Genomic DNA, 22,075 nt, shown 5'->3' with positions numbered 1-22,075 from the left:
CCTTCTACTTAACAAGCCAGCTTCCCTTCAAAAGTTAGAGATTTTGCCGGAAACTCCCCCAAAACTTCCTCCTCACTATCAGCAACTATTAAATGAAAAGGCTGAGGTTTTCCCAAATAATACCCCTGGGCATAATCTACCCCAAGTTCTTTAAGTTTTTCCATCACAGCTTCATTTTCCACATATTCAGCAATAGTTTGGATTCCCATGACATGACCAATGCGATTAATCGCCTCCACCATTGCTAAATCAATCGGATTATCTACAATATTTTTCACAAAATTGCCATCGATCTTCACAAAATCAACAGGCAAACTTTTCAGATAAGCAAAAGAAGACATCCCACTGCCAAAATCATCTAGAGCAAAACAACAGCCCAAATCCTTAAGTTTTCTAATAAAATTTGCCGCTTTACTGAGATTGGCAATAGCTAGAGTTTCGGTAATTTCCCAACAAATCGCCTCCGGTGGTATCCTATAGGTAGTAAACTGCTCGTGCAAGAAATCAATAAACTGATCGTCATTAATACTAGCCCCCGACAAATTCACAGCATACAGGGAATTAACATTTTGACGACGCGCCTTACCAAGAGTAGAAAAAGGCAGATTGGATTTTGAATTTTCTTGTTTGGGGAACACAAAACTAGGAGCATCTTGCAAATAACCAAACAAAGTACGGATTACCCAACGGTCAATCGAGTGCATCAAATTATAGCGTTCAGCCGCAGGAATAAACGCCATAGGTGAGACCATCTGACCTTTCTCATCTCGGAGGCGGAGGAGAATTTCACAATGTTCTGGACTACCTTTGACATTAATCAAAGGCACAATTGGCTGACAATAAAGGCTAAACCAATTCTCTTCCAAAGCTTGGTTAATTCGCACAGCCCACTGAGTTTCCCCCCGCTGCTTTGCCAATTCGCGATCGCCAATTTGGTAAACCTGCACGCGGTTGCGGCCTTTATCTTTAGCCGCATAGCAAGCAACATCCGCTGCACTCAAAATACAGGAACTAGAGGTTGCATCTACATTAATGGCCGCGATACCAATACTGACACCAATAGAAAAAGTTTTGCCTTGCCAGGTAAACCGAAAACTCTGAATAGATCGTAACAAAGACTCGGCAGCATCCAATCCTTTTTCTGGAGGGCAATGATAAAGTAGTACAGCAAATTCATCCCCTCCCAGGCGAGCCAGAATATCAGTTTTCCGAATCTTACTTTTAAACAAATCGCTCACTTGCCGCAGCAATTCATCACCAGCAATATGACCGCAAGTATCATTAACAATTTTAAAGCGATCGAGATCCAAATAGAGCAAAATATGCTCTTCCTTCAGATTTTGCGCTCCCAAAATAGCCTGTTCTAACTGATACTCAAATTCACGGCGATTGACTAAACCAGTCAAAGCATCATGAGTTGCCTGCCAAGATAATTGCCGGGCCTGAGTGCGAACCTGAGTAACATCTCGAAAAACGACTACTGCCCCAATAATGCGACCATCGCTAGTATGAATCGGGGCAACGGAATGATCGATCGCAAACTCGCGGCCAGATATAGCAACCAAAATCCCATTATTTGTCTGGTCAACAATCCGATCCTCAAGCAATGCTGTCTGAGTAATATTTTCCATCGGTGCGCGAGTGATTTCATTCACAATCCTCAGCACCTTAGCTAGCAGCAAACCTTTGGCCTCAGTAGTTGACCAACCTGTAAGTTTTTCAGCTACTGGGTTAAGAGAATAAATCCGACCTCCAGCATCAGTGGTAATTACACCATCGCCAATCGATTGCAACGTCACCTGAGCCAGTTCTTTTTCCTCGAAAAGTGCCTGTTCCATCTGTTTGCGATCGGTAACATCTCGCTGTACAGATACCCAATGAGTTAAAACTCCCTGTTCATTATTTACAGGTACACTATTAAGCTCTACCCAATAAATCGAACCATCTTTGCGATAATTGATCAATTCAATTCGCAATGGTTCTCGCCGCAAAAACGCTCTACGAATTTTCGCGATCTGGGCAAGATCGCTAGCTGGGCCTCGTAAACAATTAGGCGTTTTACCTACAATTTCTTCAGGGCGATAACCCGTCATCTGAGTAAAAGCTTCATTGACATAAACTATCGTGGGATCTGAGGCATCTAAAAATCCTCCATCCATAATTACAATCGCGTCATTAGCACTGACTACGCAAGATTCTAGGAGGCGGAGGCGCTGTTCGGCCCGTTCGCGGGTGGCCATTTCGCTTTCTAGCTGCGTGTTAGCCAAACTTAAGGAAGCGATCGCACTTTTTAGTTCGCTAGTCCGTTGTTCTACTGCCAAATGCAAAGCATCAATAATCCCTGACATTTCCATAGGGTCAAGGACGCGCAGCAAATTAGTTTGAGTCAGAATTCCTAACAATTCTCCTCGATCTCCTGCTACTACTAATCGCCGTACATAACGCTGCTGCATTTCTTGATGAGCCACCCACAGCGAATCTTCTGGCTTGAGAGAAAATAGCGGCGTACTCATCACCGTTTGAGCCTCTACCTGAGACAAATCTAACTCTAGGGCCTGAAACTGTACGATGTCTCGCTCTGTTACCATTCCAATCGGAATGGGGGGGTGAGTTTTGGCTGGAAAAGGGTAGATATTTCCTTTGGAATTGGGAGGAAATTCCGCAGATTGTTCCTCACTTTCCTGTTCTACCTCTTTGGCAATTACAATACAGCTCACGCGGTGTTCGGCCATCAACTGCGCTAAACTCAACACTGAAGCAGTAGGAGGAGCTTGGATCACATCCAGTGCCATCACTTCATCAACACTTCGCATCTTCAGAATATTTGCTGGTTGTAGCATCGCTTTCCGAATACTTTCTGGCGTAACAACTCCTACGAGTTGACCTTTAGTATTTAATATAGGCAAGTGACGAATTTGATGTTGGCGCAGCAAGATTAAGGCAGTGAAAACATCCTGATCCTTACATTCTGTGAGGGTGACAACTGGCATACTCATAACCTCGGCAACAGTAGTTCCTCTTAATTTCTGACCCGAAGCAATTAGTTGGACGAGATCCCGCTCAGTGAAAATCCCTTTTAAAATTGAAGGTTTAGAAATTTCTTGCCTTGAGTCTTCGATGACAAAAACGCAGCCTGCTCTGGATTCTCCGATAATTGGTGCGGCCAGAGATTGGGATACTTCTGTTGTTGGGGGATTGAGAGGTACGCAGGGAATATCTTGTTCTACTGGGCAACTGCTGTGAATCTGGCCCATGAGCGTAACCACTTCTATTAATGGTGTATTCGGTGCAACTGCCAAGGGGAAGCGATCTATAACTTGATCTAAGGTTGGCAAATACATGGGAGAATCATTTTTTTGCATGGTTAGTTTACCTTTAGGTTCGCTTATGGCCTACAGCATTAAAGAAAGGTACAGCCTCCTTTGTAGGTAGCTGGTCTGTTTTTTGAGAACCTTGTCGCAAAGACCTCAATTAAAGTTTTTTTTGTAAAAATCCACCCTGTTATCTGGTTCGGAGCCCCACCGATCCCTAGCTTTACGCGCAGATTAGGACTACCCCAGTTTGTCTTAAATTAGGAGAATATCTAGATTTTCCCTGCAAATGTTAACGAAGTGTGAAAATTTAATAAAAAATAATTTTATTCTGTTATATGGAACAATCAATAAGGTTAAGTTATGGTTTTTTTGATTTTTTTGGGAAAACATTATTGTTTTTTATATCAAAAGGTAGATACGGAAAAATTCATTCAATGTTATGTAGCCAATAAGGTTTTCTTTGCGTTCAATAAAAATCGCGCGATCGCTAACTGCTAAGTAAATAAACCTAGTCATTTGTAGGATGGCTTTAACCCTTTGTACCAAACCAATCAAACGAGGTAATTGGTTAACAGTTAACCGTTAACAGTTAACCGTTAACCTTTAATTGTGGGCATCTGCGTTGACACTCAAAATCCCAAATCCACAGCAATTCGATGAGCGCAAGCAAAACCGGAAAAAGCGACAGCATTCAAACCCTGACCCGGAAACGTACTATCTCCCACACAATATAACCCAGGAATAGAAGTCCGATTAAAAGGCATTCCCAGCAAACCCAATAACTTTCGCTGTGGAATCGGCCCATAAGTCCCATCTTCGCGGCCTAAAAATCGGCGGTGCGATCGCGCCGTACCGACTTCCATATAATCCAAACCCGCATCTAAACCCGGAAAAATCTGCTCTAACCTCTCAATAACTCTCCCCGCCGCCTCTTCTTTTTTCTCCTCATACTCCTTCACCGATAAACCTTCCCACTCCTCCATCCAACTCGGCGTAAAAGTATGAACAATATGATATCCTTTCGGTGCCAAACTCGGATCTAGCAATGTGGGAATTGACACAAAAATCGTCCCTTTCGGTGCTTCCATTTTATCCCAATTTTCTAATAAAATATGGTGACACGCCGTATCCTTGGGCAATACAGAAGCTTCAACACCCAAATGTAAACTCAAAAAACTCGGAGATTTCTGATAGCGTTGCTGCCATTTCTTCTCTTTACTAGGCATTGCCTCCGCAGGTAATAACTTCTCAAAAGTATCCCAACGAGTAGCATTAGAAACTATCCGTTTTGCCCGATAAACTTCGCCAGTTGTTAATTCCACACCCACCGCGCGGCCATTTTCTGTAATAATCCGCGCTACCCTAGCTTTATACTGAATTGTTCCGCCAGCTTTTTCCAACCCTTCTACTAATTTTTGAGCAATTTGCCCAACTCCGCCTTTAGGATAGTTAATGCCACCGTAGTGCCTGTCAGAAAACACCATCCCTGCATTAATCATTGGCGTTAATTCAGCGGGAACTACTGACCAACAGTAACACTCAATGTCAATAAATTTGAGTAAATTTGGATCTTTAATGTAGCGACGAGCAATGTCACCGACATTCTGAGGTAAATACTTCACCAACCCCAAACAAGCAAGGGGATGCTTGAAAAACACTCGCATCAGATATCCCACTTCCTCCAGAGAAAGCAACTCCATCGCGTTGAGGCAGTTGAACACCTGCCAGCACTCATCGTAAAATTGCCTGATTCCTTCCCGCTCTTGAGGAAATTTATCAATTAGTTCTTGCAAGAATTTCTCATATACTTGGTGAACTTGGATTTCCAAACCGTTAGGCAGGTGATAGTGAATCTGCACGGGATCGGGAATAGTTTCCAAGCTGACATTCACCGCTTGCAGGGCACGGGTGAGCAGGTTAGTAGTACCCTTTTGCCCAAACCCAAAAATCATCGATGCCCCGACATCAAACCGATACCCATCCCGGTCAAAGTAACCCGCACTTCCGCCGGGAATAACGTAACTTTCGAGTACGAGAACTTGGGCTCCCTTGGCGGCTAGCTGGGTGGCTGTCACCAGTCCTCCAATGCCTGAACCGATGACGATGACATCAAACTCCTTGGTTTGTTGAGGGGGGATAGCAGAAAATGACTGGGATGGGGTGGAAACGGACATTTTGATTTTAGATTTTAAATTTTAGATTTTAGACTAATTCCCCGCGCAAAGCCAAGGGCAATTGTCTGTAACGCCGCTATCCTGGCGGTATCTTTATCCCCAGAATGGCGGCGTTACTATGATGTGGAAAGTTCTGGTGAAAAAAAAATGCGGGAACAGTCTACCATTGCCGACTGCCCCCGTCTGCCGATCCTTTGAGAGGAGAACACTAAAAATCACTATAACCTTGTTGCAAATTTATGTCAACTCTATTGGAAAACTTTTTCAATAACTTATATGCCTTGGCGGTTGCTATACGTAACGCCACCCTCTGGGCGGTATCTTTGCCCCCCAGAGGGCGGCGTTACGAATCGGGGGTATGATAGTTTGGGTGTTGGAAATTGAAAAATTCCACCTTGCCTCTAAAACTTTCTCAAACTCCTATTTTCTCTAATTTTCTACCGATGCCTCCCCAACTCCGCGTGTTCGTCCCCCCTCATCCTTTAATCAAGCACTGGCTAGCTGTCGCCCGCGACGTGGCTACACCGTCGGTATTATTTCGCTCGGCCATGACGGAATTGGGGCGGTGGTTGACTTATGAGGCGATTCGAGATTGGCTACCTACGGTGGATGCAATGGTGCAAACGCCTTTGGCTGAATGTCCGGGTACGTTTATCAATCCAGAAGCGCCGCTAGTTGTGATTCCTATTCTGCGGGCGGGGTTGGGATTGATGGAAGGAATTCAGACTGTGGTTCCCCTAGCTGCGATTTATCATCTCGGTATGGTGCGGAATGAGGAGACGCTGGCAGTTAGTTGTTATTTGAATAAGTTACCGCCGGAGTTTAACCCGGAAACGCGGGTTTTAATTAGTGAGCCGATGTTGGCAACTGGGGGGACGATTATCAAGACAATGGAGGAATTGACTCAGCGCGGGATCGATCCTAGCTTGATTCGGATTATCTCTGTGGTGGTTGCTGCACCAGCTTTGCAGCGTTTAAGCGTGCTGTATCCGAATTTGAATATTTATACAGCAGGGATCGATGAGCATCTGAATGAACACGGTTTTATTGTACCGGGACTGGGTGATGCTGGCGATCGCACTTTTGGCACTTAATAACTAGGGGCTAGGGGCTAGGGACTAGGGACTAGGGAAGAAGGGAAGAAGGGAAGAAGGGAAGAGAATCAAGGGGGGAAGGACATCAGGATGTCCTAAACACCTTGGTGGTTGCTATAACTTACAATCCTTAAAGCGGGATTAAAACGAGGCTAAAAAATGTTATAATCTCAAAGAAAATAGCTTAAAAACCTTGCGAGGTAAGCAGTTTTAATCCCGATCGGAGATTGAAATGAGCTGAGTTTTAGTAAAGAAAATATTGCATGGGTCGGTGAAAGCATGAGCAATCGAGATGGTTTTACAGGGGGGTTTATTGCAGGAGCTGCGATTGGCGGCTTAGTGGGTGCAGTTTTAGGCACTGTACTTGTTCGCCGCGCTACTGAAAATTCACTGGCTGAATTCTCCGAGATCAAGGGTAACAAAGGTAAAAAGCGCCAACTTGAAAGCGAACGCATTGAAGGAGCTCGCCTGAGTCTGGAAGATAAAATTGCACAACTAAATCAGGCAATTGATGATGTGCGCTTGCAGCTTGGCAGTGTGAATGGGAATTCACCAGCTCATAACGGCGAGGAATCGCTGGCTGAAGACCAGTAAGCCGATTTGTGCTAAAATTGAAATCAAAGTCGTTTTAAACTTTAGTAAAGAAATGAGTTCTTCAATAGGTCTGCTAGCCAGTACCCTGGCGACATTTGTGCAAATATATCTAGTTCTGATGATCGTGCGGGTACTTTTAAGCTGGTTCCCCAATATTAACTGGTTCGATCCGCCGTTTTCGATCTTGAGTCAGTTAACAGATCCTTACTTAAATCTATTCCGTTCGATTATTCCCCCTTTGGGTGGAATTGACTTTTCTCCCATGATTGCGTTTTTTGTCCTCCAAATCGCGGCTCAACTTTTAACCGGTTTGTTAGGTAATTTGCAAACTGCGATTTAGTTGCTAAGGCTTTATCTTAACAGCTTCCAGTCTGCTAAATGTTGGTAACTGCTAGCAAAGGTTGAGCAAGCTTTCAAGTTGCAGTAAGCGGATGATGGCCTCTAACATCATCCTATTTTTTTGCCGATTTTAAGTAGAAGGAAGAAGGAAGAAGGATTTAGTTATCTAGGAGAGAAGAAAGAAGGAAAAAAATTTAGTTATCTAGGAGAGAAGGAAAAAAAATTTAGTTATCTAGGAGAGAAGGAAGAATGTTTATACAGTCAGCTTTTTAGCCATCCTTATCTTATGTTTAATTAGGTGGATTCACTTAGCGCCGCACTTTACCTGTAAAACCAGTTGCTTTAAATTGCTTGAGTTCTAAAGGAGTTGGTTGATTGGCAGCAACAGAGATACGGATTTCAAAATCGCTAACTCCTGGGGGAACTTCTTCAATAGAACCTATTCTAGTACGGTTTTGCATGACGGAATTACCTTGAGCATCGTAGATGCGGCCGAAAATGTCGGCATCAAATACTGTTTTGCCAGAGGTGTTTGAGGCTTTGCCTGTTACTAGAAAGCAGTTAGCGGCCATGCTAGAACCGCTGGTGACTGTTCCTTCTGCCATTTCTGGGGGACAGTCGTGATAAGAAATGTCGGATAGCTTAATTTGTGTCAACGCTAAAGCGGGGGGAACCCACAGCCAAGTTAAAATTCCTATTAGGCAAGAAATGACAACATTAGTAAAAGTTTTAAAGCGCATAATTTTTATCTGTTTTGATAATTCTACAGTATAGCAGAAGGAAGAAGGAAGAAGGAAGAAGGAAGAAGGAAGAAGGAAGATTGGGAGAGGGGGAAATTTTTTCCCCAATTAGCAATTAGCAATTAGCAATTAGCAATTAGCAATTAGCAATTAGCAATTAGCAATTAGTAATTAGCATTTAACAATGTCATTTCAATGTATCTTTAAGGACTGTTCGAGCTGCTAATTGATTGCGAGTAGAAGTCAAAATTTCCGCCTCGCGTTCGAGTCTAGCTGCGGTATCTTGCATTTCTAATAAACCTTGTTGCTCTGTTGCTACGCCGTAAAGATTGCTAGCAACCCAGTGGGATAATTCAGTAGGTAGACTAGGAATATCTTCTGGTAATTCAATAGCTTGATCCATCAATTTGCCAGATAGTCGAACTACATCCCGTAGCAATTGTTCAACTTCCCTGGCTAGGGGTCTAAGGTCTTTTTCTGGGGGATAATCTTCTATCCATTCGACTAAACCCACTAAATAGGGTTTTTCTCGGACTGCTTCGATCACTCGGAAGCGCTGCTGGCCTAAAGTCATGATTTTCATGCGATCGTCAGGGAGACGCTGACAGTGAATTACTTCAGCGCAGCAACCAACGGCAGCTACTTTGTTTTGGTTGGGGTCCCACATGAGTACCCCAAAACGGCGATCGCTCTCCAGAATCGTATTCATCATAATTCGGTAGCGAAACTCGAAAATTTGCAGTGGGAGTGGTCTACTGGGGAATAGAACCACCTCCGGTAGCGGAAATAGGGGGAGTTCGCGAACTGCTACAGAGGAAGAGGATGCCATTGTCCCTTTAAATAACGATGTTTGCGGTTATTTTCTTAACTTTAACCGATTTGGGCGATCGCGGGGTAGTCAGACTTCGATCCGTTCGCAGTTTACCCAGTTAATTGACAAAGGCACTGAATAAATTCAGAGTTCTCAGCCTTTGTGTTGCAGCTAAAGCGTCGTACTGTAGCTTGATCCGCAACATTGAGCGAACGCGAGCTCTTAGTTCTATACTGTTAATCGGTTTCGACAAAAAATCATCGGCACCAGCTTCAAGAGAGCGAGCTAAATCTTCTTTGGAACTCAGTGCTGTCACCATAATAATCGGAATGTGACACCACCGGTGATTAGATTTAATTAGCTGGCAAGTTTCGATCCCGTCTATCTCTGGCATCATCACATCCAACAACATGACATCGGGTTGAATCTCATCTATACGATTTAAGGCTTCTTTGCCGCTACCTACATAGGTGAAATTATATCCCTCGCGATAGAGCAATCCTTCGATGACTTCAAATATGCTTTCTTCGTCGTCGATCACTAATAAGTTCAGTTTGCGATCGCTATTCAAAGTTTGTTTATCTTGCATATATATACAATACTCCAGAATTAATTTTAGAGGATTAAAGTCTGACATCGATCGAGCTGAAAGGCGATCGCCTCTACAAGCTTTTTCAAGCTTACGGGTTTTGCTAGATACTCATTTACTCCCACTTCTAAACATTTTTCCCTATCTCCAGGCATGGCGAGGGAAGTCAGAGCAATAATTGGCAATTGAACAAATTCTACATCGGCTCGCAGTTGACGGGTTGCTTCTAAACCATCCATTGCTGGCATCTGGATATCCATTAGCACTAAATTCGGTTTTAACTCTCTTGCCATCTGTATTGCTTCTACTCCGTTAAGGGCAGTTGCTACTCGGTAGCCGACAGCTTCCAAATATTCCACTATTGTAGAGATATTTGCCTCATTGTCCTCTGCCAGTAAAATCAAAGGTAATGACTTTGATTCTGACATCATAGCCGTTTTTTCAAGCTGTTGGGGAGCAGGAGCTAACTTGCGTAAAGCCAACTGAAACTGATGCCGGGAAAAAGGTTTGACTAAATACTCATATACACTTGCTGCTGGCGATCGTACAGGTTCGTCAGCCACAGAAACAATCAAAATAGGAATATTCTGGGTACGCGGTTCCGCTTTGAGTTGTGCTAACACATCCCAACCAGAGCGATCTGGTAGTTGCAAATCTAAAATAATCGCATCTGGGTTAATTTGGATCGCTTCTTGTACTATCCCTGTTCCCAAGGAATAAATCGCAGAATTGTTAATACCTAGTTCTGCTAAGTAATGGGCAATTTGTTCGGCAGCAGGCGCAGAATCTTCTACAATCAAAACTTGATTAATATTCAAAGATTTATGAGCGGCAATCGTCATCGGAGCCGCACTTTTTTTAACTTCTTGCTTCCAGGGGAGAGAAACTGTAAAACGGCTGCCGCTACCTAATTCGCTTTCTAGGGAAACGCTACCTCCGTGCAATTCTATCACTTGGCGGACTAAAGCTAATCCTAAACCTGTACCTGCATAGCGGCGAGTAAAAGAACTATCTACTTGCACAAAAGGTTGAAAGAGTTTACCGATGTTTTCTGGCGCAATTCCAATGCCTGTATCAGCGACGATAAACTGCAAAGTTTCATGTTCTAAATCTCCTTTAACTTCTATCCAAACTGCACCGCTTTCTGGGGTAAATTTGACGGCATTGCTGAGTAAATTAATCAGGAGTTGTCGCATCCGCCGTTCATCAATTTTGACTTTACCAATTCTGGGAGGAACGTGAGCGCTGAGTTTAATTTGTTTTTGGTGAGCTTGTTGTCGGACAAAGGCTAGGCTGGCATCGCATAATCCTTGAATGTCAGTATTACTTAAGTGCAATTCCATCTTGCCCGATTCAATTTTTGATAAATCGAGAACATCATTAATCAGTTCTAGCAAATGTTGACCGCTCTGCTCAATAGTTGCTAGTTTTTGGTGTTGTTTGGCAGTTAAAGGGCCGAAAACTTCATCTCGTAAGGCTTCAGAAAGACCAAGAATGGCGGTGAGGGGAGTGCGGAGTTCGTGACTCATATTAGCGAGAAATTCGCTTTTCGATTTGCTAGCAGCAAAGGCAGCTTTTGCCGCTTTTTCCTGGGCAACTTCGGCTTCATGACGAGCCAGACTAATAGCAACAATTTCTCCTACTATTTTTAGAAGACCGATCTCTTCCGAACTCCAATTTCGGGAAGATTTCACGGTATTTAAACCAATGAATCCTACTAAGTTGCCTGATTCCATTAAAGCAACATTAACGGTTGATTGGACGCATTGGCGTTCAAGTGCTGCTTTCTCTGCGTTAGCTTCAGGGGGTAAGTCTGAAAGCCGAGGGATTTTAACTACTTTGGCACTGATTAGCTGTTGATAAAACCAAGTAAAACTCTGGGTTGAAACTGCCTGCAAATCGCCAATCAGTGGTACAATACCTTCAGCACACCACTCATAGGTATTGTTCATTTGATTTTGGCTTTCAGAGTAGCGGATGATGTAACTGCGATCGCTAGCTGTATATTCCCCCATTACTCTTAAGGTAAAATTAATCGCCGTATCGATATCCTGGTCTAGAAAAGTACGAGAAATATTACTAAGTAGGCTATCAATTTTAGCTCGGCGTTGCAGAGTTTCTTCCTGCTGTTTGCGATCGCTGATATCAAATATTGCCCCATCTATCCATAATAAACTCCCGTCTTGGGCAAAACAGCCTTGACCTTTGTCATAAACCCAGCGGATACTACCATTGGCATTAATTACTCTATATTCTAGTACGAAAGGGTGTCTAATTTCCAGAGATTTTTGGATGGTTAATTTAACCATTTCTCGATCTTGAGGATGGACAATACTTGTCCAACTCCGCACTCGATCGTGAATAAATTCGCTCGCTTGATAGCCAACTATTTCCTCAACAGCATCGCTGAAAAATTCCACTCTGACATCAGAGTTAAAAATGCAGCGGTAGATAGCACCGGGAATATTATCTACTAAACTCCTAAATCTTTCTTCACTTTGGCGCAGCGCTGCTTCTACCTGTTTGCGATCGCTAATATCTCGACCCACCCAAGCTACTGTATTTTCTGATGTGGGGGTAATACTGGCAATAAACCAAACTTCGCCCTGGCTTGTTAGTAAACTATACTCAAAGTTAACAATTTGTTGTGTATCTAAAGCCAACCGGATTTGACTCTGAAAAATCTCGGCATTTTCTCCAAAAAATTGTTCTATAGTTTGACCGAGAATGTCGGTATCATCTGGGTAAAATCTAGTAGAATTTGTAGGGGCAACTTTGATACTAAAATCCTCAGCGTCAATCAGTAATACGATGTCATTCATCGCTTCAAAAAACACCCGAATTGCCGCCTCTGAAGAGCGAAGTTTATCTTCTAATAATTGACGATCCCAAATTTCCTTCTCCAGGCGCTCATTTTGCTGTGCCAGTTTTTTTTGCAACTCGCGCAGTCGCAAATGGTTCTTAACTCTGGCAAGAATTTCTTCTATGCGAAAGGGTTTTGTGATATAATCTACGCCTCCCACAGCAAAAGCTTTGAGTTGATCTGCCGCATCGTTCAAAGCACTGATAAAAATAATCGGGATATCGCAAGTATTTTCCGCAGCTTTCAGGTGTTGGCAAACCTCATAGCCATCCATCTCTGGCATCATAATATCCAGCAAAATTAAGTCAGGGGAAAATGACTTCGCTGCCTTGAGAGCCATTGTACCTTTGGATACGCCTCGAACTTTATAGCCTTGTTCTGTCAGCAAATCAGAAAGCAGCCGGAGGTTATCCACCATGTCGTCTACAATCAAGATAGAGGCTGTGACACAATCGTTAGGTAAGCTGTTCATGGTGGCTATTCATTGCTTCATAGAACTTATCTAAACCTATTTGACGAGCACCTCAACTTCGCTATATGTACAAGTTTATAAGACTTTGGTAGGTTATTCAAGGAAAAATCTTTCGTTAGTTCCCCATCATAGAAATACCTCGATCTTTCACCACTGAGGAGCAGAAGCAATCAACTCTACTACTTTTTGCGCCTCCAAAGGTCTAGAAAATAAATATCCTTGGCTGAAGTGGCAGTTTAAATTTCTGAGTTGGTCTAGTTGTTGAGTCGTTTCTATGCCTTCAGCGATTACGTTCATTCCCATTGTCCTGGCAATACACATAATTGCTGGAACCAGTCCTAAATTTTCTGAATTACCGTCTAAGCGTTGCACAAAGGATTTGTCAACTTTCAGAGTATTGACAGGAAATGAGTTGAGATAACTCAGAGAAGAATATCCCATGCCAAAATCATCGAGGCTTAACTGAATTTGCCTTGCTCTTAATTGTTGGATAATGAGTGCAGCCGATTGGGTGTTTTCTATGATGGCACTTTCAGTAATTTCGAGTTTTAAGCACTGAGGGTTAAGTTGTGTTTCGGCGAGAATTGCATCAATTTGCTCAATTAAGTCTGCTTGGGCAAATTGGTGTGCTGAAAAATTGACGCTGACGCTGAAGGACTCTCCGGCAATTCCTGCTATTTGCCATAGGCGTAACTGACGACAAGATTCTCCTAATACCCAATTGCCAATCGGAGTAATTAAACCTGTTTCTTCTGCTATGGGAATGAAGTCTGCTGGATAAATTAAACCTCTGGTGGGATGCTGCCAACGCAGCAGTGCTTCTACTCCCGCAATTTTTCCAGTTTTAAGGTCAATAATTGGTTGGTAGTGTACGCAAAATTCTTTTTTGATGATGGCTTTTCGCAGGTCTGTTTCTAACTGTAAAAATTGGGAAGCTTTCTCGCGCATAGTGCTATCAAAAATTTGATAGCGGGCTTTTCCCTTTTCTTTGGCGCGGTTTAAGGCGCTATCGGCATCTCGCAGGATATGTTCTGGCTGACTATATTCTCTGCTGCCTGAAGCAATGCCAATGCTGGCGCTGACAAATACTTCATATCCTTGCAAGTGAAAGGGAAAAGTAAGTTTTTTTATGATTTCGCTAGCAACTTTTGTGGCAGTGCTGATATCTTGTCTATCGGGGAGTAAAATAGCGAATTCGTCATCTCCTAACCGTGCAAAAATGTCATCGGGACTTAAATCAGCTTCTAAGCGGCGGGCAACGGCGGTTAGCAGTTCGTCTCCGATGTGATAGCCGAGAGAATTATTGATGATTTTAAAGCGATCGCAGTCGAGAGATAGCACGAAAAATCGATAGTCTGAATCTATTTTTGCACGATTTATAGCTGTTTCTAGAGACTCAATAAATGATGCTCGGTTTGGCAAGTTGGTGAGCCGATCGCGCAATGCCATTTTTAGTTTGGCATTGGCAACTTCTAGCTGGATTTGATATTCTTTTGCTTCTTGTTTAAATTCAGCATTCATTTGCATAATTTCCTCTCTTGCTGCCTTCAAATTTAGTTGTTTTTCAATTTTTATCAGGATTTCATCTAAACTGAAGGGTTTATTAATATAATCACAACATCCAAATTTAAATGCTTTTACTCTTTCTTCATTTTCAGTCAAAAAACTCAAGAATATCACAGGTATTTGTGCTGTTTTTGGATTTGACTTCAATCGCTGACAAACCTCATATCCATCCATGTGTGGCATGATAGCATCTAATAAGATTAAATCGGGAATTACTACTTCTGCGGCTCTTAATGCTGCTTGTCCGCTAATAGCTTTGCGAACGTTGTAACCCTGCTGTATTAGTAATGAAGAAAGTAAGCGCAAGTTGGCTGGCGAGTCATCAACGATCAGGATTTCTACCGATTTGAGGTAATTTTTATTCTCGTTCATGGCTGCTTATGCCTTCTGCGTAGATGATTTCACTGTTCACTAATTTGGTCAGTTCATTTGTTATGACCGCTAGATCGATAACTATATTTTTGAATGGCACAAAGAATTTTGGGGAGAAGATAGTGATTTTAAGGAGAAGTTAAGGGAAATGGGGGGAGGGGGGGAGGGGGAGAGGGGTACAGGGGGAGAGAGACAGAGGGGGGATGATTAAATTAACTTCAGGACTTATCCCAATTCTTTAAATGCTAACTACATATAAAATCTCATATTATACGATCGTGCAAAATTTAAATAGTGATTATCTGTAGTTCTAGTTTCAAGAATTGAGATTATACGCGATCGCAGTACGATCGCCCTCTGTGTGGTAAAGTCACCGCCTTTCTGGGCGGTGTAACGTGAATCCTGCGTAAGTTCTATAGCAACCTTCTTGGCAGCTAAGACGTTCTGAGTTTCACTAAACTCGCTAATTCTATTCCCATCTTCCCCCTCTTCCCTAGCCCCTAGCCCCTAGCCCCTTCTTCCCTAGCCCCCAAGGCTTTCAACGTCGCCTTTTGAGCTTCTGTCAGTCCCGTAACTCCGGTAATATTCATCCCTTCATAAATCCTTTCGGGCCTCAGCGTATCCAAGCATTCTCCCGTTTCCACATCCCAAACCTTTACAGTTTCATCATTGCTACCACTGGCGAGAGTTTTACTGTTTTTGGCGAAGGCCACAGACCAAAGGTTGCTACCGTGACTCTCTAATACCTTGACGCATTGACCCGTAAGGCTGTCCCAAATTCTTACTGTTTGGTCAGCGCTAGTGCTTGCGAGTAGTTTACCGTCAGGACTAGAGGCGATCGACCACACTAAACTCTTATGTCCTTCTAAGGTTTGCTGGCATTCCCCAGTTTCGATATCCCAAACTTTGATGGTGGTATCTTCGCTAGCGCTGGCTAGGGTTTTCCCATCGCGATCGAAGGTGACTGACCAAATTAAACCTTGATGTCCGAACAGGGTTTTTAGACATTCACCAGTGTTGATATCCCAAAGTCGAATTGTTTGGTCGGCGCTGCTACTGGCCAAAAACTTGCCATTGGGGTCAAAGGTTACGGATAAAACCCAACTTTCATGGTCTGAGAGAATTTTTAGAGTGCGGCTGGTGTTGATATCCCACAGCCGAATTGTGCGATCGCTACTTCCGCTAGCTAAAATCCTACCATCGGGACTAAAGGCTACTGACCAAACGCAACCTGTATGTCCCAAAAGGGGCGTTTTTACCCGACCAGTATTTACTTCCCAAAGCCAAATTGTTTTGTCTTCCCCTGCGCTAGCTAGGGTTTCGCCGTTGGGACTAAATGCTACGCTGCGAACTGATTTCTGGTGGCGGTGGAGGGTTTTGAGACATTGGTGGGTTTCTATGTCCCACAGAGTTACTGTTCCGCTTGCGCCGCCACAGGCGATCGCTAGGCTGGCATTAGGGATCGCGCCTGGTGCTAAATTCTGGCTAATGGCAACCGACCAAACTGAATTTGTATAACTTTGGATAGTGTGAAACTCAGCGACATCATCTTTTTCACCTACTTGCCATAAACGCAAGCTTTGCTTGTCGCTGGCGGCAATAATTTGCCCATCGGTACTGAACGCTACTGACCAAACTTGACTGCTAAATCCTGAGAGAGTTTGCCAACATTCTCCAGTTTCAATATGCCAAAATTTGATAACTTTGCCATCACCTCCGATGAAGGTTTGACCATCGGGACTAAAGACGATAGACCAAACAAAAGTTAGGTTGTTGGCAATGGTGTGACGACATTCTCCAGTTTTGACATCCCAGAGTTTGATGGTTTGAGTGTCGCAGGTGGCAAGGATATCGCCATCAGGACTAAAGGCGATCGCGGAAATTTGACTATCGCTACCTTGGAGAATTTGGTGACACTCAAATGTATCAACTCGCCAAATTCTGATAGTTCGATCGTTACTACCTGTGGCGAAGGTTTTGCCGTCGGGGTTGAAGGCAATGGCATTGATGCTATCGGTGTGTCCCTCTAGAGTTTTGATGCAGTTTCCGTTGATATCCCAGAGTTTGATCGTGCGATCGCTACTACAACTAGCCAACAATTGACCGTCTGGGTTAAATGCGATCGCCCATACCCAATCTCCATGACCTTGCAAAGTTTGGCGCAATTCTCCATTTGGCAGGGCCCACAGTCGAATTGTCCAGTCAAAGCTACCGGAAGCCAAGGTTTCGCCATCGGGGGAAAAGCTTAAAGACCAAACTGCACCGGTATGGCCTAGCGATCGAAACAACAGTTTCCCATCTTCAACTTGCCACAAACGCACCTCTCCATCTGCGTGTCCCGTCGCAATCTTTCCTCCATCTGGACTGAAAGCAACGCTGTAAATATTAGCAAAAGTTTCGCTAAAAACTGACTTCCCTAAATTTGCTTTTTCAAAGTTAACTCGGCGCAAATTCACCCCTTGCAGGTAAGCTTGCCAAATCGTCAAGCCAGAAAAATCAATCGCACTTAAATCCGCTTGTAAATTCACAAGTAAATTGAGTAAATTACCAGCGGTATAGCCGGGAGTTGATAAAGAATCAGAATGCAAATAGGAAAGAATAATTGTCAGAGCAGAAATCAAATTTTCCCGCGTGCCAAAACTCGTTAATAATTCGTCAATTATCGGCTGGAGAATCGAATTCACTTGGGAAGAACGGATAAACTCTTGAGATTCAGCTTTGATTAAAGCATGATGCTTAAACAAGTTAAGATTGCAGAGTTTTCCTGACTCAGCAACGGCACGAATTTCTGTACAAACTTGCTCAGAGAAGCGGTTGCTTACATATTCCATCACCGCAGGTTGTAAAGTCAAAAGTTGACCCGATCTAGCTGTCTGAGTTTCGATTAGAGAACGCCAACCGATAAATTCTAAAGTTTCTAAAAGTCTTCCCACCGATACCAGGGGGACAATATCAGCGCGAAGTTTGGCAAAATTCACAGGTTCTCGGTTAATTGCTAACCAGTAAAGAATTTGCTGTTCTAAAGGAGACAAACGTTCAAACTGCTGTTCTAAAAGACTGCGAATGCCGTTAAAAACTGTCGTACCTTGAGTCAGAAATTCGGCAATATTACCGACAAATAATTCCTGAATAGAAGTAGCGACAATTTTTAAGGCTAATGGATTTCCCTGATATAATTCAGTCAATATGCTGACTTGAATCGTGTTACTCTGTACGCCTTTAGCTATAAAAATTTTTTCGGCTTCCGAGTCGGATAAACCTTTTAAATGCCAAGAGCGAACTGGCAAAGATTCGCCTTCTATAGAAGCAATGCCCTGGGGTTTTTCTCGACTGGTTAATACTAGGCAACTTTGGTGAGAAATTTCTGCTATCTGTCTAAATAATTCGCCATAATCTTGATAGCCTTCGCGATATCTCCCGGCTGGAGAACCTGATTTTAAAAGTGTTTCTAAATTATCAATAATTAGCAAGCAACGCTGTTCGCGCAGATAATGGCATAGCCGGGAAATTTGACCGCTAATTGTTTTGGGTAAATTTGCTGCTGTTTCTTGCTGTTGAGAAAGGAATTGGATGATTTGGGGGAGGAGTTCTTCTAAAGGTGGAGCATTATGGAGCGAGCGCCAGATTAAAAAGTCAAAATGATCTTGAAGTTTTTCTCCTAATTTTACTGAGAGTGCTGTTTTGCCAATCCCTCCCATTCCTAATAGCATCACTAATCGGCAATTATCATTTTTTATCCACTGTATAAGGCTTTCTAGTTCTGATTCTCTACCATAAAATAGGGAAACATCAATTGCTTCTCCCCAATCATCTTGGCATTGTCTACTGTTACCATCACCCACAAAAGCAACTACCTCTTCAATTCCCGGCTGCGTGTAATCCTGTGCTGCCATTTCAATCCCTAACACCTGGAAAACGAGGCGTAGAGAACTTTCATCTGTGCCGCTTGTCCCTCGCAAAATTTTTCTGACTGTCGTTAAATGCAAACCTTGAGCGCTAATTAATTGCGACTGTTCCGAAATTTTTGAGGGGTTATAGGTGACACCAGTTTTAGCCTCTAATTCGCTAATCCGGTTTTGTAGCTTCTTCGCTCCCGCAGGAGTGAGAATATAACCGCGATGGCGCTTAGATTTAGAAGTTTGTGTTGATTTCACAGCTCTTAGTAGATGTTAGATTTGGGATAGCCAAATTTTCCCCGCTTCCTGATACAACCTTTGTGAGATTCGCTCAATTTTTGGATTTCTTTACTTTGTAGCCAAAGTTTGAAACTCTGACAAAACTACATCCCAAAATATTGTTGGAGTAAAACTATGATTATAGGACTAATGCTTCGAGTTTGCGCGTGCCTGCAATTGTTCTGTGCTTGGCTCGCAATCACACAATTGCGTAGATAAATGCGTAAGTCCTAGAGTATGAATAGAAATAGGTGCTGGTATTTGTTGCACTCACGTAAGAGTATGACTATGAATGCGTTTAAGTACATTATATGACGAGTTTTTTTGATTCCCAACCCTATAGTCAAAAATCAAATTATTTGGGAAATAAACTGGAGTAGACTGACTGAAGACTACCCCAGTGCTGCCACGGAATTCTAATTCTGTATCTAAAATATCATTATTATGGCTAAAAGCTGAGTTTTAACCAAACTTTACAAACCTTAATATCTTAGGTATTACCTCAGAGCTTCGCAAAACTTCTAATTTTGTGAGGACGGGCGCAGATATTGTTTGTAAAGGCGTAGTCTCAGAGGTAACTTTACTGCCGAGACTGCGACCTACAAAGCGATCTCCGTTAGTCCTAATTATGAATGATGTGACAAAGCTGAGCTAAAGTTAAATAGTAATCTTTATCAATTCCTAATAAAGCTGAGCAGGAAACTAAAAATGAGTCAGTATATCCTGGCTATTCTCACCGCGATTATCATCGGCTACGCTGTAAATTCGTCTGTGAGAGTGATCAGCGGAGGTGAGGAAGGTTTAGTCGAACGTTTGGGCCAATACAAGCGAACAATCAAATCTGGACTCAATTTTATCATTCCGTTGATAGAAAAGGTCGTTTACGTAGATACAACGCGGGAACGGGTTTTAGATGTAGAACCTCAACCGACTATTACTAAAGATAATGTAGCTCTAGAAGTAGATGCCGTACTATATTGGCGGATTTTGACTTTGAGGAAAGCTTATTATGAAGTCCAAGATATTGAGGCGGCAATTGGGAATATGGTTTTAACTACCCTTCGCTCTGAAATTGGGCAATGGGAAATGAAGCAGACTCTTTCTCGAACTGATATCATTAGTAAAAACTTGCTAAGTAAATTGGATCAGGCTACGGCGAATTGGGGTGTAAAGATTATCCGCGTTGAAATTCAAAGTATTACTCCTCCTAAAGTTGTCCGGGAATCGATGGAGTTGGAACGGGCTGCGGAGAGCGAAAAACAAGCTATGATTACTAAAGCTGAGGGTAAAGCGGCATCTATTGAACGTCTTGCTACAGCTTTAAATTTAGAGCCGAATAGTGAAGAGTTTAGAAAATTTTTGATTGCTCAAACGTATGTAGAAGCCAATAGCAAATTGAGTGAAAGTGCCAATTCAAAAATAATTTTTATGGACCCCAAAGCGTTATCAGAGGCTATTAGTGGGTTGATGGGAGAGTCAGAGAATAATACTTAAAAATAAGAAGAAGGAAGAAGGAAGAAGGAAGAAGGATTTACTTACTTAAATAATCATCTTTAAGGAGGGCGATGCCTACGGCTGGCGTAGCTGCGGCGCTTTTTTAATTTTTACCTTCTAAATATAGCATCAGCAACTTGACAAACGTCGCGCATTTCTTTAACGTCATGAACTCTGAGAATATCAGCGCCACGCGCGATCGCACTTGTACAAGCCGCCGCTGTCCCCCAGATTCTCTGTTGAGGGTCAGGTTGGTTTAAAATATGACCGATAAAGCTTTTGCGAGATACACCAACTAAAATCGGACAACCTAAATACTGAAACGTTGGTAACTCCCGTAATATTTTTAAGTTTTGGTTATAACTCTTGGCAAAACCAATTCCAGGGTCTATAATGATATTAAGTTTATTAATTCCGGCGGCAATTGCTGCTGCAACTCGACCCTCTAAAAACTGATAAATTTCCCCAATTAAATCTTGATAATCTATTAATTGTTGCATTGTCTGCGGCGTACCTCGAATGTGCATTAATATAATTGGAACTCCCAATTTTGCAGCCGTTGGCAACATTTCTAAGTCAAAAGTAGCAGCGGAAATATCATTAATTATATCAGCGCCGGCCTCGATCGCAGCTTTGGCAACAGCGGCGCGTGTTGTATCAACAGAAATCGGCACTGTAGCGCAAATATTTTCCCTAGAGCGCAAGATTTCTACTAAGGGAATAACTCGATTTAGTTCTTCTTCTAGGGTAATTTCAGAAGCCCCCGGCCGAGTTGATTGGCCGCCAATGTCGATAATATCAACACCATTTTCTACCATTTTCTGAGCTTGTGCTGTGGCAGATTCTAGGGTGTTAAATTGACCGCCATCGCTAAAACTATCAGGGGTGACATTCAGCACTCCCATGATATAAGTGCGTTTATACCACTCAAAAGATTTACTTCTAATTGTCAATTTTGGGTTAGTCATTAGTTATAAAAAGAAGGGGCGCGGAAGAAGGGGCTACGATGCTCCGATGCTCAGGGCTAGGGTAAGAAGGGGAAAAGAGGGGCTAGGATGCTACGATGCTCTAGGGAATAAGGGAAAGAAGGGAATAGCATTTGATGGTCTTTGAGGGCGATCGCGTAATCGTTAGCGATCGTTATACTTGCTACAATCAGCTCTTCGGGGGGCGCGAAAATCTGGGACTTGGGGCCAGGTTTCTCTGGGACAGGCGGTCATTGTTTTGACTGTGGTTTGTAAGGATGTGTTTTGGCGATCGCCATTAAGCCCCCTCCGCAGTGCGATCGCATCCTCGATCGCATTACCCTAACCTTTCTCTAGAGACAATGAATTAGCCCTGCCCCATCTCCCCTCAGATTAATTAAAAGTTAAAAATTAAAAATTAACAATTAAATCTCACAATTTTTAATTTTGCATTTTAAATTTTTACTTGATTAAGTTGCTCCCCCATCCTCCCCATCTCCCCCATCCTCCCCA

At 42.9% G+C, this 22,075-nt stretch carries 15 protein-coding genes; 6 read left to right on the top strand and 9 right to left on the bottom strand.

Features of this window, described 5'->3' with window-relative positions; translation table 11 throughout:
• Positions 1-8: 8 nt before the first annotated feature.
• Positions 9-3,362, bottom strand: coding sequence for an EAL domain-containing protein (locus OSCIL6407_RS0119520; RefSeq protein WP_007355872.1), 3,354 nt, complete (start codon positions 3,360-3,362; stop codon positions 9-11).
• Positions 3,363-3,943: 581 nt separating this feature from the next.
• On the bottom strand, positions 3,944-5,488 hold the full coding sequence (gene crtH, locus OSCIL6407_RS0119515) for a carotenoid isomerase (RefSeq protein ID WP_007355874.1): 1,545 nt from the start codon (positions 5,486-5,488) through the stop codon (positions 3,944-3,946).
• 239 nt (positions 5,489-5,727) lie between these two features.
• On the opposite strand from crtH, the gene OSCIL6407_RS37870 reads away from it, so the two are divergent.
• The 4 genes from OSCIL6407_RS37870 (at position 5,728) to OSCIL6407_RS0119500 (ending at position 7,516) form a co-directional block, all read left to right on the top strand.
• Complete coding sequence (locus OSCIL6407_RS37870) at positions 5,728-5,850, top strand: hypothetical protein (RefSeq protein ID WP_267879557.1); 123 nt, start codon at positions 5,728-5,730, stop codon at positions 5,848-5,850.
• Between the two features lie 81 nt (positions 5,851-5,931).
• Positions 5,932-6,582, top strand: coding sequence for a uracil phosphoribosyltransferase (gene upp, locus OSCIL6407_RS0119510; RefSeq protein WP_007355875.1), 651 nt, complete (start codon positions 5,932-5,934; stop codon positions 6,580-6,582).
• Positions 6,583-6,861: 279 nt separating this feature from the next.
• Positions 6,862-7,176 carry a hypothetical protein gene (locus OSCIL6407_RS0119505; protein ID WP_007355876.1) on the top strand — a complete coding sequence of 105 codons (315 nt, stop codon included), beginning with the start codon at positions 6,862-6,864 and terminating at the stop codon, positions 7,174-7,176.
• 52 nt (positions 7,177-7,228) lie between these two features.
• Positions 7,229-7,516, top strand: a complete 288-nt coding sequence (locus OSCIL6407_RS0119500) for a YggT family protein (RefSeq protein WP_007355877.1) — start codon at positions 7,229-7,231, stop codon at positions 7,514-7,516.
• Positions 7,517-7,823: 307 nt separating this feature from the next.
• Here the strand turns inward: OSCIL6407_RS0119500 and OSCIL6407_RS0119495 are convergent, their stop codons facing one another.
• From OSCIL6407_RS0119495 to OSCIL6407_RS0119465, 6 genes are all read right to left on the bottom strand, one after another.
• Positions 7,824-8,255 (bottom strand): hypothetical protein, encoded by a 432-nt coding sequence (locus tag OSCIL6407_RS0119495; protein WP_007356973.1) that lies wholly within the window; start codon positions 8,253-8,255, stop codon positions 7,824-7,826.
• 187 nt (positions 8,256-8,442) lie between these two features.
• A complete protein-coding gene (locus OSCIL6407_RS0119490; protein ID WP_007356974.1) occupies positions 8,443-9,084 on the bottom strand; it encodes an LON peptidase substrate-binding domain-containing protein in 642 nt (213 codons plus the stop codon).
• 100 nt (positions 9,085-9,184) lie between these two features.
• Positions 9,185-9,655 (bottom strand): response regulator, encoded by a 471-nt coding sequence (locus tag OSCIL6407_RS0119480; RefSeq protein ID WP_007356975.1) that lies wholly within the window; start codon positions 9,653-9,655, stop codon positions 9,185-9,187.
• A gap of 26 nt (positions 9,656-9,681) precedes the next feature.
• Positions 9,682-12,990 carry a response regulator gene (locus OSCIL6407_RS0119475; RefSeq protein WP_007356976.1) on the bottom strand — a complete coding sequence of 1,103 codons (3,309 nt, stop codon included), beginning with the start codon at positions 12,988-12,990 and terminating at the stop codon, positions 9,682-9,684.
• Positions 12,991-13,137: 147 nt separating this feature from the next.
• Positions 13,138-14,928 carry a two-component system response regulator gene (locus OSCIL6407_RS0119470; protein ID WP_007356977.1) on the bottom strand — a complete coding sequence of 597 codons (1,791 nt, stop codon included), beginning with the start codon at positions 14,926-14,928 and terminating at the stop codon, positions 13,138-13,140.
• A 500-nt stretch (positions 14,929-15,428) separates the two neighbouring features.
• Positions 15,429-19,082, bottom strand: a complete 3,654-nt coding sequence (locus OSCIL6407_RS0119465) for a WD40 domain-containing protein (protein ID WP_007356978.1) — start codon at positions 19,080-19,082, stop codon at positions 15,429-15,431.
• Positions 19,083-19,811: 729 nt separating this feature from the next.
• Between OSCIL6407_RS0119465 and OSCIL6407_RS0119460 the strand changes: the two genes are divergently transcribed.
• Positions 19,812-20,597: an SPFH domain-containing protein gene (locus tag OSCIL6407_RS0119460; RefSeq protein ID WP_007356979.1), complete on the top strand. Its 786-nt coding sequence runs from the start codon at positions 19,812-19,814 to the stop codon at positions 20,595-20,597.
• A 110-nt stretch (positions 20,598-20,707) separates the two neighbouring features.
• Here the strand turns inward: OSCIL6407_RS0119460 and folP are convergent, their stop codons facing one another.
• Positions 20,708-21,565, bottom strand: coding sequence for a dihydropteroate synthase (folP, locus tag OSCIL6407_RS0119455; RefSeq protein ID WP_026103785.1), 858 nt, complete (start codon positions 21,563-21,565; stop codon positions 20,708-20,710).
• A 178-nt stretch (positions 21,566-21,743) separates the two neighbouring features.
• Here folP and OSCIL6407_RS35480 point away from each other — a divergent pair, with 178 nt between their 5' ends.
• Complete coding sequence (locus tag OSCIL6407_RS35480) at positions 21,744-21,908, top strand: hypothetical protein (protein ID WP_155523410.1); 165 nt, start codon at positions 21,744-21,746, stop codon at positions 21,906-21,908.
• The last annotated feature ends 167 nt before the right edge of the window (positions 21,909-22,075 follow it).

This window comes from Kamptonema formosum PCC 6407 (assembly GCF_000332155.1).
Classification (GTDB): Bacteria; Cyanobacteriota; Cyanobacteriia; order Cyanobacteriales; family Microcoleaceae; genus Kamptonema; species Kamptonema formosum.
This window is presented reverse-complemented; position numbering and strand designations above follow the sequence as displayed.

Coding starts and splice junctions, on each gene's coding strand:
- OSCIL6407_RS0119520 (WP_007355872.1), bottom strand. CDS start 3,362: ATGCAAAAAAATGATTCTCCCATGTATTTGCCAACCTTAGATCAAGTT.
- crtH (WP_007355874.1), bottom strand. CDS start 5,488: ATGTCCGTTTCCACCCCATCCCAGTCATTTTCTGCTATCCCCCCTCAA.
- OSCIL6407_RS37870 (WP_267879557.1), top strand. CDS start 5,728: ATGTCAACTCTATTGGAAAACTTTTTCAATAACTTATATGCCTTGGCG.
- upp (WP_007355875.1), top strand. CDS start 5,932: ATGCCTCCCCAACTCCGCGTGTTCGTCCCCCCTCATCCTTTAATCAAG.
- OSCIL6407_RS0119505 (WP_007355876.1), top strand. CDS start 6,862: ATGAGCAATCGAGATGGTTTTACAGGGGGGTTTATTGCAGGAGCTGCG.
- OSCIL6407_RS0119500 (WP_007355877.1), top strand. CDS start 7,229: ATGAGTTCTTCAATAGGTCTGCTAGCCAGTACCCTGGCGACATTTGTG.
- OSCIL6407_RS0119495 (WP_007356973.1), bottom strand. CDS start 8,255: ATGCGCTTTAAAACTTTTACTAATGTTGTCATTTCTTGCCTAATAGGA.
- OSCIL6407_RS0119490 (WP_007356974.1), bottom strand. CDS start 9,084: ATGGCATCCTCTTCCTCTGTAGCAGTTCGCGAACTCCCCCTATTTCCG.
- OSCIL6407_RS0119480 (WP_007356975.1), bottom strand. CDS start 9,655: ATGCAAGATAAACAAACTTTGAATAGCGATCGCAAACTGAACTTATTA.
- OSCIL6407_RS0119475 (WP_007356976.1), bottom strand. CDS start 12,990: ATGAACAGCTTACCTAACGATTGTGTCACAGCCTCTATCTTGATTGTA.
- OSCIL6407_RS0119470 (WP_007356977.1), bottom strand. CDS start 14,928: ATGAACGAGAATAAAAATTACCTCAAATCGGTAGAAATCCTGATCGTT.
- OSCIL6407_RS0119460 (WP_007356979.1), top strand. CDS start 19,812: ATGAGTCAGTATATCCTGGCTATTCTCACCGCGATTATCATCGGCTAC.
- folP (WP_026103785.1), bottom strand. CDS start 21,565: ATGACTAACCCAAAATTGACAATTAGAAGTAAATCTTTTGAGTGGTAT.